Annotated in this window: 14 protein-coding genes; 2 read left to right on the forward strand and 12 right to left on the reverse strand. The window is 34.7% G+C overall.

Annotated elements, in window-relative coordinates:
- Nucleotides 1-6 precede the first annotated feature (6 nt).
- Nucleotides 7-2,274 (reverse strand): inorganic phosphate transporter, encoded by a 2,268-nt coding sequence (locus Q0871_RS05385; RefSeq protein ID WP_299319037.1) that lies wholly within the window; start codon nucleotides 2,272-2,274, stop codon nucleotides 7-9.
- 232 nt (nucleotides 2,275-2,506) lie between these two features.
- On the reverse strand, nucleotides 2,507-2,905 hold the full coding sequence (locus tag Q0871_RS05390) for a carboxypeptidase-like regulatory domain-containing protein (protein ID WP_299319039.1): 399 nt from the start codon (nucleotides 2,903-2,905) through the stop codon (nucleotides 2,507-2,509).
- Nucleotides 2,906-3,079: 174 nt separating this feature from the next.
- Between Q0871_RS05390 and Q0871_RS05395 the strand changes: the two genes are divergently transcribed.
- Entirely contained in the window at nucleotides 3,080-4,423 is a 1,344-nt protein-coding gene (locus tag Q0871_RS05395) for a deoxyguanosinetriphosphate triphosphohydrolase (RefSeq protein ID WP_299319042.1), read from the forward strand.
- Here the strand turns inward: Q0871_RS05395 and Q0871_RS05400 are convergent.
- Complete coding sequence (locus Q0871_RS05400) at nucleotides 4,420-5,538, reverse strand: DUF3078 domain-containing protein (RefSeq protein WP_299319045.1); 1,119 nt, start codon at nucleotides 5,536-5,538, stop codon at nucleotides 4,420-4,422. The genes Q0871_RS05395 and Q0871_RS05400 overlap by 4 nt on opposite strands.
- A gap of 6 nt (nucleotides 5,539-5,544) precedes the next feature.
- Entirely contained in the window at nucleotides 5,545-7,311 is a 1,767-nt protein-coding gene (locus Q0871_RS05405; RefSeq protein ID WP_299319048.1) for a 1-deoxy-D-xylulose-5-phosphate synthase, read from the reverse strand.
- Between the two features lie 63 nt (nucleotides 7,312-7,374).
- Here Q0871_RS05405 and Q0871_RS05410 point away from each other — a divergent pair, with 63 nt between their 5' ends.
- On the forward strand, nucleotides 7,375-7,818 hold the full coding sequence (locus Q0871_RS05410; RefSeq protein WP_299319051.1) for a nucleoside deaminase: 444 nt from the start codon (nucleotides 7,375-7,377) through the stop codon (nucleotides 7,816-7,818).
- Between the two features lie 70 nt (nucleotides 7,819-7,888).
- On the opposite strand, the gene Q0871_RS05415 is transcribed toward Q0871_RS05410, so the two are convergent.
- The 8 genes from Q0871_RS05415 to aspS form a co-directional block, all read right to left on the reverse strand.
- Nucleotides 7,889-8,080, reverse strand: a complete 192-nt coding sequence (locus Q0871_RS05415; protein WP_299319054.1) for a cold-shock protein — start codon at nucleotides 8,078-8,080, stop codon at nucleotides 7,889-7,891.
- Between the two features lie 70 nt (nucleotides 8,081-8,150).
- Nucleotides 8,151-8,417: a hypothetical protein gene (locus Q0871_RS05420; protein ID WP_299319056.1), complete on the reverse strand. Its 267-nt coding sequence runs from the start codon at nucleotides 8,415-8,417 to the stop codon at nucleotides 8,151-8,153.
- Nucleotides 8,418-8,521: 104 nt separating this feature from the next.
- Nucleotides 8,522-10,306, reverse strand: a complete 1,785-nt coding sequence (locus Q0871_RS05425; protein WP_299319059.1) for a chloride channel protein — start codon at nucleotides 10,304-10,306, stop codon at nucleotides 8,522-8,524.
- A 35-nt stretch (nucleotides 10,307-10,341) separates the two neighbouring features.
- On the reverse strand, nucleotides 10,342-11,196 hold the full coding sequence (locus Q0871_RS05430) for a tetratricopeptide repeat protein (protein ID WP_299319062.1): 855 nt from the start codon (nucleotides 11,194-11,196) through the stop codon (nucleotides 10,342-10,344).
- On the reverse strand, nucleotides 11,168-11,713 hold the full coding sequence (locus tag Q0871_RS05435) for a hypothetical protein (RefSeq protein ID WP_299319066.1): 546 nt from the start codon (nucleotides 11,711-11,713) through the stop codon (nucleotides 11,168-11,170). Before Q0871_RS05435 ends, Q0871_RS05430 begins: the two co-directional genes overlap by 29 nt.
- Before the next feature lie 123 nt (nucleotides 11,714-11,836).
- The gene (locus Q0871_RS05440; protein WP_299319068.1) at nucleotides 11,837-12,646 is read right to left on the reverse strand and encodes a tetratricopeptide repeat protein; all 810 of its coding nucleotides are present in this window, start codon (nucleotides 12,644-12,646) and stop codon (nucleotides 11,837-11,839) included.
- A complete protein-coding gene (locus Q0871_RS05445; RefSeq protein WP_299319070.1) occupies nucleotides 12,618-13,184 on the reverse strand; it encodes a hypothetical protein in 567 nt (188 codons plus the stop codon). Before Q0871_RS05445 ends, Q0871_RS05440 begins: the two co-directional genes overlap by 29 nt.
- A gap of 129 nt (nucleotides 13,185-13,313) precedes the next feature.
- Nucleotides 13,314-15,068 carry an aspartate--tRNA ligase gene (gene aspS, locus Q0871_RS05450; protein WP_299319074.1) on the reverse strand — a complete coding sequence of 585 codons (1,755 nt, stop codon included), beginning with the start codon at nucleotides 15,066-15,068 and terminating at the stop codon, nucleotides 13,314-13,316.
- Between the last annotated feature and the right edge of the window lie 184 nt (nucleotides 15,069-15,252).

Below are 15,252 nucleotides of genomic sequence, written 5' to 3' on the forward strand. Positions count from 1 at the left end.
TGAGGGTTAATCTAAGGTTGCCGGGGTAACATCGGCATCATGTTCTTTATAATAAAGTTCTAGTAAATTCATTGTTGCGGTCATTAAATCTTTTGTCTCAAGCAAGATTGTGAAATACAATGTTGTGTTTTTCGGACTTGATTCTTCTGACCTTGTACGCTCTACTTGTAGACTTATTTTTTGGGAAACCAAATCATATAACTCTTGCTTATTATTTAGAATATTACCAATTTTTTCAAATGACCTTTCTTCAAAAGCATGGTAGGTATTGTCTAAAATCTCAGCTAGTTTAATATCTATCTGTTTAAGCTCTTTTATTTGATTGTATTTTAATTTCTTGTGGTTGTTATTGACATGCTTGTGGCTCACTTTACCTATATATTCCAATGATTGTGAAATATCGGTTAAGTGACCCATGGCATTAATGTAGAAATTACTTGCACCAATATGAGCTTCTTCTAGATTCTTAATAAAATAGAAGGTATGATTTCTTAAGTCTTCAATCTCGTTTGCCAATTTAGCGCCCTGCTTCTTGTTTTTATGAAGCGAGTTGAGATCTTGTTTTGCTAACCCGTTAATAGAATTTGAGTATATTTTACTTGCTCTTTTTACAACGTTGGCGATGTTCTTTGCACTTTCTTCAATTACACCTTGAATAGAGCTACTTTCTGCACGTTCTAAAATCTCTTCTTCTTTGGTTTCTTTTAATTTCTTAGTATGAGATAAGTAGTTTTTACCAATTAAAACAAAAGCAAAAATTAGTAAAGCGCTAATCGCCCAAATACCGCCTAAGTGTATTATGTAAGCTATTATAGCGGCAGCCACGAAAGCTACGATTGCGGTAAAGAACCATCCACCTATTACATTAAGTACACCTGCAACTCTATATACGGCACTTTCAGAACCCCAAGCTCTATCTGCTAAAGATGTTCCCATAGCTACCATAAAGGTTACGTATGTAGTAGATAGCGGTAGTTTTAATGAGGTTGCAAGAGATATCAGTACACTAGCAACCATTAAGTTTACCGAAGCTCTAATAAGGTCAAAAGCCGGTTGGTCTTTTGCCTTTGCCTTTTGGGCATATGAAGTTGGCTTTACAAATTGGGTATTAATTCTATTTTGTAATGAAACAGGTATTAACCCGTTTAAATTTTCAGATGCTTTAATAGAAAATTTCACAATTTGTCTAGAAAGATAGTTAGGCTCAAAACGTTCATCACCCTCGTCTTGTCTAGAAAGGTCTACACTGGTTTTTACAACGTTTTTCGCTTTCGAAGAAAACCATAGTGTAATTACCATGATTACTCCAGATGCTAATAGTAAATAGGTAGGTGTTTGTACTGCAACAGCCAAACCTTTCATATTATATTCAGAAGCCAATTGACCAGAATCTGACCAGCTTAAGAAAGATTCGTAAGCTGCTAGTGGTACACCAATAAAGTTTACTAAATCATTACCTGCAAAAGCCATAGCCAATGCAAATGTACCTAGAATAATAATGATGGTATAAATATTCCATTTCATAAAAGTAGTTGCCAGCCATGATAGCGCAAACCATATTATAAAATTACCTAATAGAAATAACTCAGGATTGTCAGAGATAAGAATAGCTGTTTCTGGGTTTATGATCGAGGTTCCTTTTAGACCTTTAATAAGTATGAAGTATATGATAGCTGTAATAGCCATACCTCCAAAAATTGCACCGACCCATTTTGGTTTATCGTTGAATTTGAAGGATAATAGAATTCTGGTAAAAAATTGAACAATGGCACCAATAGTAAAGGCTATGACCACAGAGAGTAGTATGCCAATAATAATTTCAGTAGCCTTGTCGGTATTTATATAATTTGAAAGATGGGTAAAATTACCGTCTCCTGAATATATTTTAACTAATGATATAGCAACGGCTGCACCTAATAACTCAAAAACGATAGATACCGTGGTTGAAGTAGGCATACCCAAAGTGTTGAAGAAATCTAGTAAGAGAATATCGGTTATCATAACAGCCATAAAGACAATCATGATTTCAGCAAAGACAAATTCTGATGGATTGAATATTCCTTTTCTAGCTACTTCCATCATTCCGCTTGAAGAAACTGCTCCGAAGGCAATACCTACGCTGGCTACAAGCATGATTGTTTTAAAAGAAATTGCTTTTGAACCTATTGCCGAATTTAAAAAATTGACAGCATCATTACTAACACCAACAATTAAATCTGTTATTGCTAAAACTGCTAGAGCAATAATCATGAATAAATATATGTTCTCTCCCATCAAAAAATTAAATAAGGAACAAAAATGATACTATAAATTATCATTAAGGTTAAAATAAGGTTATGAAGTTAATTTCGTAAAAGTTGTAATGATTTTAAATTATCACAAAGAAACTAAGTTTAGTGGATGAAAATACTAATTTCTTTTCGAAAAAGGATTTTTTCTGCTGTAATCTAGGGGCTTTTCTAAATGAAAAACTTGAAAGGTACCTTATGGTTAGAAAAATGAAAGGTTACTTCGTTTTATTTGCAGCTAATTCTAAGGTGCTTAGCGCATCTTCTGTAGTGGCACTAACTTTAGCGGTAGAAGGCATTGGTAGGCTTTTAGCATAAAGGGTTTCAAAAATTTCAGCTTGTTCTCCTTCTTTAACTGTTATTTCTAGGTGCATTGGTTCATACCCTACAAATTGAACTAAAATTTTATGTGTGCCAGGTGCTACCTCATTAAATTCAAAATTACCTCTAAAATTCGTATGCGTAGTAAGAGCGGAGTTGTCTATAGATACTGAAGCCATTAATAATGGTTCATTAAAAAACTCGCCGTCTAAAACCTTACCTTTAATAGAACTGGTCTCTTGTGCAAAAGACAAAGAGCAAATCATTAAAGCGAACAGAATGTAAATTTTCTTCATAAGTAAAATAACTCCTGCAAAGAAAAGGACTCAAGGTTAAGATAAGGTTACCTAAGCTTTATTAATATATGTTTTAAAGGTTAAGGTTCTAGCGCATAATATTTTACTGTAATTAATACTAAGGTTATCAAAATGGGCAAATGCCGTATCTTGCAGGCTTTAAAATTGATTAGCATGAATTGGGAGCAATTACTTTCTTTACGAAGACAAGGCGATAAAAATAAGAGGTTACGAAATGAGCAAGATGAAACCCGTTTAGGCTTCGATGTAGATTATGACCGTATCATATTTTCATCGGCTTTTAGAAGTCTACAAGATAAGACCCAAGTAATACCCCTTTCAAAGACCGATTTTGTACATACTAGATTAACCCATAGCCTTGAGGTTTCTGTCGTCGGTAGAAGTTTAGGTAGATTGGCAGGAAAAAAGATTATAGAGAAGCATCCGTATCTAAAAGAGGTTCATGGCTATCAATTCAATGATTTTGGTGGTATTGTTGCTGCAGCTGCTTTGGCACATGATATTGGTAACCCACCTTTTGGACACAGTGGTGAAAAAGCTATTGGTGAATATTTTAAAACCGGAAATGGATTTAAATTTAAGGAGTTACTTTCTGAAGTTGAATACCAAGATATTATTGATTTTGAAGGTAATGCTAACGGATTTAGATTAATGACCCAAGATAGGGCTGGGGTTTCTGGCGGACTGCGGCTTAGTTATGCTACGTTAGGTGCTTTCATGAAATACCCGAAAGAGTCTTTGCCTAAAAAACCTAGTAACCATATCTGTGATAAGAAGTTTGGATTCTTTCAGAGTGAAAAGTACATATTTGATGAAGTAGCCCAAGATTTAGGATTACCCACTAGAAGTAATAACGGTACTATTTCTTATGGAAGACATCCGTTGACATTTTTGGTGGAAGCTGCAGATGATATTTGTTATACCATTATTGACTTTGAAGATGGTATTAATTTAGGACTCATTTCTGAAGATTACGCATTAGAATACCTAATAAAATTGGTTAAAGACACCATTAATACTAAGAAGTATAATTCTTTGGAGTATATGGAAGATAGGCTTAGCTACTTACGAGCTTTAGCCATTAATACGCTAATACAAGATGCAGTTTCTATATTCATTGAGAATGAGGAAAGCATCTTAAATGGCACTTTTGAAGTCTCTTTGTTGGATAAAAGCGGATTTAAAGCCCAAATTGAAGATATCATTAGCTTAAGTGTTCAGAAAATATATCAATCTCAAGAAGTGGTAGAAAAAGAGATTGCCGGCTATACCATTATTTCTGATATTCTAGATGTTTACATCGACGCTTTAATTGGTAAGAAAAACAATGCTGCATCTAATTATCATGAACTAATTTTGCGAACCTTACCTGGCTTTTATCAGCAAACCAATACTTCGCTTTATCAAATAGTATTGAATACTTGTTGTTACGTTGCTAGTCTATCTGATAGTGCTGCAGTACATATTCATAATAAGATAAAAGGTAGACAGCTTTAAAAGCCGTAGAGGATACCTACGCCAAGCACTTGCTTAAACTGTATTTTAGGTACGCCAGGGTTTATAATGGTGCCATTATCATTTTTAACAACATCAAAGAGGATATCGTCATCATAAATCATTTGGGTACCTAAACTTGTGCTTATAAATTTATTCACTTTCATATTAATGGTAAGTTCCCAATCAACATCAATGTTACCAAAGCTTTTTAAATAATCGGAGTAAAGATTAAGTCTGCTTTTTAATTCAATATTATCTGCAACGGTATAATTGAAATTGTTGGTAATAAGTATACCGATTTCAAGTAAATGATTCTCGCCAGGTGTAATTACATTGCCATCTGCATCTAAAATGGCTTCTTGAACACCAAAAGATCCATTATTAGCTAAATCTTGATCTAGTACAAAGGTTGATTTTTGTGTCAATGGAGATAGATAAAGGTTGAATTTTTCATCTTTACTAATATATGATGTACCCGCACCAAATAGTAAATAACCAGGTGCCATAAATCTTGAAATAGGCGTGTCTCTATCAGGGTATTTGTAACCGTTAGAGAACTGTGTGTTAAAATTTAGTTGTACCGAATAGAACCATCTGCTATCATTGTCTTTCTTAAAACCTAAATTAGAACTCAAACGAATAACATCTTCCGTTTTTCTAAGTTTTTGACCTTCTTGAGCATTTAAACCGTAACGTAATTCTAGATTATTATCCCATTGAAAATTGCTGAATTTATATTTTCTAGCAAATTTTAAAAATCCTAAACCACTAATAGCATTATCACCACCCGCATTCCAGTTTACAAAAGCAACTTCACTAATGTTGATACCAAAGCTATTTTCTGTTTCCCAGAATGACGGAACTCTAAAACGTTGAAAACCTTTTTGTAATGTTTTTGTTTTTTTGAAGTCAATTTTTGGTATTGACAGGTTTACGTCTTTTCTAGGCGAATAAATTTTATCTACCGTTCTACGAATTACAATAGTATCTACTGCAACACTATCTACAGTAACACTGTCTACGATAATAGGTGCCGGGATGGTATCTTGACCGAAAGAAAATATTGTTACCAAAAGAAGTAACGGAAGTATGAATTTAAGCAATTTTGAAGCCATTATTTTTTATAGAAATTGTTGTACATATTGTTTTACGGACATCTTATCTATCCCTGCTTTTATATACAGTTTTTCGGTAGCACCGTGTGTAATAAAGGCATCAGGAATGCCAAATATCTTAATTATTTTATGGATTCCAATATTATTTGCAAATTCTAACATAGCACTACCAAATCCACCAATTGCAGAACCATCTTCAATTGTAATAATATGCTCAAATTTGTGTAAGATTTCTTTTAATAAAGTTGAATCTAAAGGTTTTATGAACGGGAAGTTATAATGGGCTATTGCAGGGTCGTTATCCAATTCGTTAATCAGTTCTGATACCATATTGCCAATGGGTCCTGTACTTAGAATAGCAACTTTACTTCCTTCTTTTAAAAGTTGACCTTCCCCAATATTGAGTTTTTTCATTTGTACTTGCCAATTCACTTCTTTTCCACGTCCACGTGGATACCTTATCGCAATAGGATGGTCTAAACCTAACTGAGCCGTGTACATGATGTTTCTGAGCTCAATTTCGTTTAAGGGTGAGCAAATAATTAGGTTAGGTATACATCTTAAATATGAAATATCGAAAACCCCATGGTGTGTTGGTCCATCTTCACCAACTAAACCTGCACGATCTAAGCAGAAAATAATGGGTAGATTCTGTATAGCTACATCATGAATTACTTGATCATAGGCTCGTTGTAAAAAAGTGGAGTATATATTACAGAAAACAACTAAACCGTCGGTTGCCATACCCGCAGCCATTGTTACTGCATGCTGTTCGGCAATACCAACATCGAAAGCTCTATCTGGTATAGCCTTCATCATAAATTTTAAAGAACTACCTGTTGGCATTGCAGGAGTTATTCCTACTATTTTCTCATTTTTCAGGGCAAGTTCTACTAAAGTTCTACCGAATACATCTTGAAACTTAGGCGGTTCAATGGTGTTAGTTTTCTTTTGTAGCTCACCAGTTTGTTTATCAAACTTACCAGGCGCATGGTAGGTAACCTGATTTTCTTCTGCCTTTTGTAACCCTTTTCCTTTTGTGGTGATTACATGTAATAATTTAGGACCTTCTATACTTTTTAAACGCTCTAATTCTTTAACCAAAGTTGGCAAGTCATGACCATCTATAGGGCCAGTATAATTAAAATTAAGGCACTCGAAGATATTTTCTTCTTTTGCAGTACCTGTTTTTACGTTGGTCAAGTATTTTTTTAATGCACCAACGCTTGGGTCTATACCCATAGCATTATCATTGAGTACGACAAGAATATTTGCATTGGTTACACCAGCATGATTTAAGCCTTCAAATGCCATACCACTTGCAATAGATGCATCACCAATAACTGCAATGTGTTGTCGTTTTAATTTTCCTTGTAATTGTGCTGCCAAAGCCATGCCTAACAAAGCTGAAATAGAGGTAGAGCTGTGCCCTGTGCCAAAAGCGTCATACTCGCTTTCTTGCATTTTTGGAAAACCACTTATGCCACCTAATTGTCTATTAGTATCAAAAACCTCTTTTCTGCCGGTCAGTATTTTATGGCCGTATGCTTGGTGGCCTACATCCCATATTAGCTTGTCTATGGGTGTGTTGAACACATAATGTAATGCTATGGTCAATTCTATAACCCCTAAACTGGCGCCTAAATGTCCTTCTTTTACAGAAACAATATCAATAATGAACTCACGTAATTCAACAGCCAGTTGCTCTAAATCCTTTACTGATAAAGTTTTTAGATCGTTAGGTGATTTGATATGTTCTAGAATTGATTTCAAATTGCATCTATAATGGGCACAAAAATACTTTTTTAAAAATGAAACTATCGTATTTTTGAGGCTATGGTTTTACCTTACGATGATACTTATTTTATGAAAAAGGCACTTCAAGAAGCAGAATATGCATTTGAAGCTGGCGAAGTGCCTGTAGGTGCTGTAATTGTAGTGCAAGACAGGATTATTGCAAGAGCTCATAATTTAACCGAAAAATTGAATGATGTTACGGCACATGCAGAAATGCAAGCGATTACTTCTGCAGCTAATTTTCTAGGTGGTAAGTATTTAAAAGATTGTACGTTGTATGTAACCTTAGAGCCGTGCCAAATGTGCGCTGGCGCGCTGTATTGGAGCCAAATTGGTAAAATCGTTTATGGCGCTACAGATGAACAGCGCGGTTGCCGAGTTATGGGAACTACTCTTCACCCTAGAACTAAAATGATTGGTGGTATTCTGGCTGATCAAGCTTCTAGTTTATTGCTTCAGTTTTTTGCGAAGAAAAGAAAATAGGGTATTGAGCATAAATGAAAAACCACGCAAGAGCGTGGTTATCTAATTTTTTTAGTGAGAAAGACTATTTTTAAAGTACCTGCACTTGCCCGGCAACGGTACCTTTTTTTCCTTCTTCCTCTTTGTAGCTCACTTTATCACCTTCTCTAATTTCTGTTCCATGTAAAGCGGTGGCGTGAACAAAAATATCTTTTCCAGTTTCTTCATTGGTTATAAATCCATAACCTTTAGATTCATTGTAAAATTTGACGGTACCAATCATTGTATTGAAATTTTAATGTTAACATTCTAATTTACAATATTTTACGATTCATTGGTAAAGAATTGAACTATTATTTTTTCGGAGTATCTTGATTATCAGTCTTTCTAGGTGCTTTACCTTGCATTTTTCGTACATTTTCATCTGTCAGCATATAATCATTAAATTTTTTACCCTTGCTCTCTTTTATTAGAAAAAGTGGCATGGCAATTAAAAATAGCAATAAGGTGCCTGAACCTATATATTTATGAGATAGGGCATCTTCACTAGCATCTAAATTGAATCCGTAGATAATTAATCCGATTGAGATGAATACTATGGCGATAATTACATATTTCATAAGTTCTCTTTTACTCTATAATCGAGATTTAAATGCTCCGAGGCTTGTCTCGAGATGTTATTGTTGTTGTTCTAAGAATGTCTCTGGGCTTGCCCCGAGGTTGATTACTTAGTGAATTTTATAAGTTCTCTTCTATAAGCGGTCAATAGTTTTGATTTTGAAACAAACCCCATGTATTTTCCGTTTTTGACGACGGGTAAATTCCATGCACCACTATCTTGAAATTTTTGCATTATAATTTGCATGCTGTCCAGCCCATAGTAAATATGATCCGGTGCCTTATGGGTAAATGTTTCCACTTTTGTAGTGTCATACAATTTGGTGTCGAACATGAACTCCCTAATATCATCTAATAAAATAATGCCTAAAAACACGTGATTTGCATCTACTACAGGAAAAATATTTCGTGTTGATTTAGCCACGGAATCATGTAGCATTTCACCCAAAGTCATTTCAGGATGTACGATTTTGAAATTGGTTTCTATAACCATATCAATGTTCATAAGGGTAAGTACAGCGTGATCTTTATTGTGTGTCAATAAATCGCCACTTTCAGCCAATTCTCTGGTGTAGATCGTATAATCTATCGTGTTTTTTGTGATGATGTACGATATAGATGCGGTAATCATTAAAGGCACAAAAAGTGCGTAGCCTCCGGTTATTTCAGCAATAAGGAAAATTGCCGTCAACGGAGCGTGTTGCACACCCGCAATAAGACCTGCCATGCCTATTAGGGTGAAGTTACTTTCTGATACCGAAAATCCCAATCCCGAATTGTTGATTAATTTCGCAACGACATTACCCAAGGCACTACCCATTACCATTGTTGGTATAAAAATACCACCTGCGCCACCGGCAGCTAAAGTAGTGGTCATGGCTACTGCCTTAAAAATTGTGATGCCGAATAATAGAGCAATTACTACCCAAATATTACCAATGTAGGCATCGAAGGGAGTTTTGCCTAAAGCTTGAATATGGTCACCTTTCAGCAAGTTGTTTATAAATGTAAATCCTTCACCGTACAATGGTGGAATCATATACAGCATAATACCAATGGCTAGACCGCCAACCAAAAGACGGTATTTCGGACTTTTCAATGGTTTAAAAAGATTAATGATACCAAAATACATTTTTGTGAAGTAGATAGATGCTACTGCTGTACCTACGCCGAGAAGAACATAAAATAAAGTATCCTTCACTTCAAATGGCTCACTAATGGAAAAATTGAACAATACCTCGTTACCCATGAAGAAGTAGGAGGTAAGCACACCACTGATCGATGCCAATAATAATGGTAACATAGAAATCATAGTAAGGTCTAGACTAAATACTTCTACTGCAAATATGATGGCGGCAATTGGCGATTGAAATATAGATGAGATTGCACCAGCCGATGCACAAGCAATTAATAAAGAGCGCGTTTTAGAATTGATATGAAAGAGCTTACCTAAATTAGAGCTTAATGCGGCACCTGTTGCCACTGCCGGACCCAATAACCCTACTGATCCACCAAAACCAACAGTTAGCGGTGCAATAATGAGTTGGGTGTACATTTGCTTGGCATCGATATTTGCCTTGTTTCTTGATAAGGAAAATAGAATGGAAGAAACGGCATGCTTTAATTTCTCTTTATGAATATATTTTACATAAAGATATACCAGGGTAAGACCTATAATAGGCAGAATAAAGTATAATTGGTTACTAGAAAAAATAATTCCCTTTTCAAGAGATGCCTCAATAAAATAAGTGATGTTTTTTAGGGTAACAGATGCCAAACCAGCCAAAAGCCCAACGATTACACTTAAAATGTAAATGAAGGTTTTTTGAGAGATATGTTTATATCTCCATTTGTAAATGCTTTTTAAAATTTTATTTCTTTGGATGGGCATGGTTGAGCCATATCAATGATAGGGTTCAAAGGTATTTAATTACTTGCTATGATTTTGGATTTAAGTTCTTCTAAATCTTCAAGATAAATTTGGCGTAAGGTTTCCACATATTCTCTATTGTTATAATAGCCATTGTTAAAATCTACAATGGCATCGTCAATCATTTTTAGCGCAGCTTTTTTATTTCCGTTGTCTAATAAGAGCTGCGTTTTGTAATATTTTGCATCAGCAGAGTTGGTAAAGTACTGAATAACTTTGTCAAAATTCTCATTTGCTTTCTTCATATTGCCAGATTCAAAATAAGCAATACCCCTGTAAAGAAAAGCTTCTAGCTCTACCCAATCTTCACCCGTATCTTCAGTTTCTTTAGTAATATGTTTGTCCCAATAAGCAATGGAGTTATCATAGTCTTTTGCGCCTAAATACGCAATGCCACGCCAAAAATCCACACTATGCCCCTGTGGATAATCTAAATATGGTGTCAATGAATCTGATGCGTTAAAATCGGCTATTGCTTTTTCGTAATCTCTGTAGAACCACAAGTAGAGATAACCTCGCCAAGGCACCCATGTCGCTGGGTCATGTTTTACTGCTTTGTCAAATCTTGCTTTCCATTCAAGTGGAATTCCCCTTTTTAGAAAAGGAATGGAAATCTCCCTTAATGCATCTGCATTCGTACTATCTAAAGCTATAATTTTATCTAGAAGGGTCATCGCTTTTGGTGTTCCTTGAAAACTACCATTGAAACCGTGCTTACTATTTTCAGTGTCCCAAATATCTTTTGCTATTAGTTTTAGATTTTCTGATGATTCTTCATTTAGATTTTCAATCTTACAGCTTAATGATATTAATAGTAAAAAGCTAAGGTAATATTTCAACAATTTTTCCATCTTCTAGTCTAAAAATCAAGTACATATATTTGTCATTATCCGATATGTTATTTGAAATAACCCAATTTTCCTTTTCGACCGTTAATTGAATTATTTCTTCAACCAAATCATTGTTGAGTTTTGTTATTTGATAATCTTTATTTAGCTGGTTTACCTCCATATCACCGACTTCACCTTTGCAATTAATAATAAAGCGAAGGTTAAGTATACCACTATCATCATAGCGCTTACTATTGAAGTTAGATTGAATAAATTGTCTAAAATGTGCTTTGCTGTTATCAAAAACATTAAATCCTACACTAGAATAATATCCTCTTAGATGATTATTACTACATCGTTCAAAATTAGGAACAAAATCACGATTTTTAGGTGATAAATAACCGACATCATGCTGATATTTTTCAGAATTTACATCATACTTCCATTCGTATTGATAATAACCGTACCCGACAATTCCACAAAGAATTAGCACAATTCCCAATAAACTATACAATACTATTTTAACCCATTTTTTCATGGCTCTAAATATAGTAAAATAATAATTTTCTTACATATCGGAGAGGGTGACCACATTATTTTTATTGCAACCGCTTTTCTTGAAATCAATAAGTTAGGGTTAGGTAAATCGTTGCTACTTTCTTCAATTACTTGCTATGATTTTGGATTTAAGTTCTTCTAAATCTTCAAGATAAATTTGGCGTAGGGTTTCTACGTATTCTCTATTGTTATAATACCCATTATTAAAATCTATAATGGCATCATTAATCATATTCAAAGCCGCTTTTTTATTTCCGATGTCTAATAACAGCTGCGCTTTGTAATATTTTGCATCTGCGGAATTGTTGTGATAGGTAATTACCTTATCAAAATTTTCTTCTGCTTTTTTTGTCTCACCAGCTTCATAATACGCAATACCTCTGTATAGAAATGCTTCAAGTTCTACCCAATCTTCACCAGAGTCTTCGGTTTCTTTAGTAATGTGTTTGTCCCAATATGCAATTGAATTATCATAATCGTTTAGACCTAAATACGCAATACCACGCCAAAAATCGACACTATGCCCCTGCGGATAATCTATATAGGTGGTTAAAGAATCTGATGCGTTAAAATCTGCAATGGCTTTTTCATAATCTCTGTAGAACCACAGGTATAAATAGCCTCGCCATGGTTGCCAAGTTATAGGGTCATACTCAACTGCACCATCATACCAAGATTTCCATTTATGTGGAATACCTCTTTTTAAATAAGTAACTGAAAGTTCTCTATATGTTTCTGCTTTTGTAGAATCTAATTCTAATGCATAGGCGAATGCATTCATGTGTAAACGATTACCTTGATAATGCCTAAAGCCTACATCGTAGGCATCTTGTACTTTTTCTTCTTTGGTTTGGCAAGAACTTAAAAGAAAAACAAAAATAATACTAAGGAATAATTTCTGTGATTTCTCCATTTTCTATTCTGTATGATATGTACATATATGAATCCCTTTCTGCACCATACATGTAATTAGGTTTCCATTTTTTTAATTCAACTGTAATGTTTAAAAGTTGAGATACTAAGTCTGTATTAAATTTTTCCGGATGTAAGTCTAAATCATTTTCATAAATAACATAAGCGCCGGCTTCACCTTTGCAGTTAACTATAAATCTAAAATTTAAATAGCCAGAATCTTTATAATCTCTATTCACGTATTTAGATAATACTTCTTTTCTAAGACCATTTTTATTAGTAATATACTGAGTTCTTCTATGTATAGAATCACCTGGGGCATAATTGTAATAGTCCACAATATGGGTGCTATCACAAATTTTAAAATTTTCAGAAAATAATGCTATTTTAGTATCTATATAAGCAACTCTTTTCTTGTATAGATCTTTTGAAGGAACATACTTTACTTTATAAGTATAGTATAGATATCCATATCCTGCTGTGGCAATTAGAAGCAAGCTACTTAAAACTATCACGGTAATTTTAACCCATTTTTTCACAAAGTGAATTTAACAAAAAATATCTTACTTAGTGTGGTGGTTGATTTGTAAGGTGTATAATTGAAGTGGAGCGCAAAAAAAAAATCCTGCACTGGGCAGGATTTTTGATTATGACTTTGTGAAGATTAACTATTCTTGAATATCCAACTTCAAACTCAATTCTTTCAATTGTGCATTATCAATAGGTGCAGGAGCATCAATCATTACATCACGTCCACTATTGTTTTTAGGGAATGCAATAAAATCTCTAATGGTTTCTTGTCCGCCTAAAATTGCTACCAATCTATCCAAACCAAATGCTAATCCGCCATGTGGTGGTGCACCGTATTGAAAAGCTTCCATTAGAAATCCGAATTGTGCTTTTGCCTCTTCTGGTGTAAAACCTAAATGTTTGAACATAGTTGCTTGCATATCTTTATCGTGAATACGAATAGAACCACCGCCTATTTCGTTTCCGTTCAATACAAGATCATAAGCGTTTGCACGTACAGCACCTGGATCAGTATCCAATAATTCTAACTGACCTGGTTTTGGAGAAGTAAATGGGTGGTGCATTGCGTGGTAATGTCCAGTTTCTTCATCAAGCTCCAATAATGGGAAATCAACAACCCATAATGGTGCGAATTCGTTTGGTTTTCTTAACCCTAATCTAGTTGCCATTTCCATTCTTAAGGCGCTTAACTGTGTTCTTGTTTTATTGGCATCACCAGAAAGTACACATATAAGATCACCTGGTTTGGCGCCTGTTGCTTCTGCCCATTTGGCTAAATCGTCTTGGTCGTAAAATTTATCAACGGTCGATTTAAAGCTTCCGTCTTCATTGCATTTTACGTAAACCATTCCGTTAGCGCCAATTTGTGGGCGCTTAACCCAGTTGACCAAGGCATCTAACTCTTTTCTAGTATATGAAGCAGCACCTGGCACAGCAATACCAACGACTAGTTCAGATGAATTGAAAACTCCAAATTCTTTATGTTTTGCAATAGCGTTTAATTCAGCGAACTCCATTCCAAAACGAATATCTGGCTTATCGTTACCGTATTTAGCCATAGCATCATCATACGTCATTCTCGGGAAAGAATCGATCTCAACACCATTTACCTCTTTTAAAAGGTACTTGGTTAAGTTCTCGAAAACATTAAGAATATCTTCTTGCTCAACGAAGGCCATTTCGCAATCTATCTGCGTAAATTCTGGCTGTCTATCGGCACGTAAATCTTCATCTCTAAAACACTTTACGATCTGAAAGTATTTATCTAAACCACCAACCATTAGCAACTGCTTGAATGTTTGTGGCGATTGCGGTAGCGCATAAAACTGACCTTCGTTCATACGGCTTGGTACCACAAAATCGCGAGCACCTTCTGGAGTAGATTTTATTAAATACGGCGTCTCCACTTCTATAAAACCTTCGCCAGATAAAAACTTACGAACGGCCATAGTTACCTTACTTCTAAAAATAAGATTGTTTTTTACAGGATTTCTACGGATGTCTAAATACCTATATTTCATACGTAGGTCTTCACCACCATCGGTTTCATTCTCAATAGTAAACGGCGGAGTCTTAGATTCGTTTAAAATTGTCAATTCGGAAACTAAAACCTCAATATTACCTGTTGGGATGTTAGCATTTTTTGAAGCTCTTTCAATAACCTCACCCTTTATTTGAATAACAAATTCTCTACCTAAATTTCTTGCCTGCTCTAATAGCTCAGCATTTGTGCGGTCTTCATCAAGTACGAGTTGTGTAATACCATAACGATCACGTAAATCTACCCAAACAACGAAACCTTTGTCTCTTGTTTTGGAAACCCACCCAGATAGGATAACTGTTGTACCAATATGTGATTCTCTTAATTCCCCGCAGGAATGGCTTCTATACATAACATGTGCTTTAATGAAAGGGCAAATTTAAGAAGTCTATTTCATTATAGGTCTATATTAAAGACACGTTTTATAGGATGACCGGTTTGGTTGATATTAATTTGAATTTTACTTAACTATCTTAAAAACAGGTAAATACAATTTCAATGTAAATTTAATGTTATGTAAAAGTTACCTAAACATT

Source organism: uncultured Maribacter sp., assembly GCF_947500985.1.
Lineage (GTDB): Bacteria > Bacteroidota > Bacteroidia > Flavobacteriales > Flavobacteriaceae > Maribacter.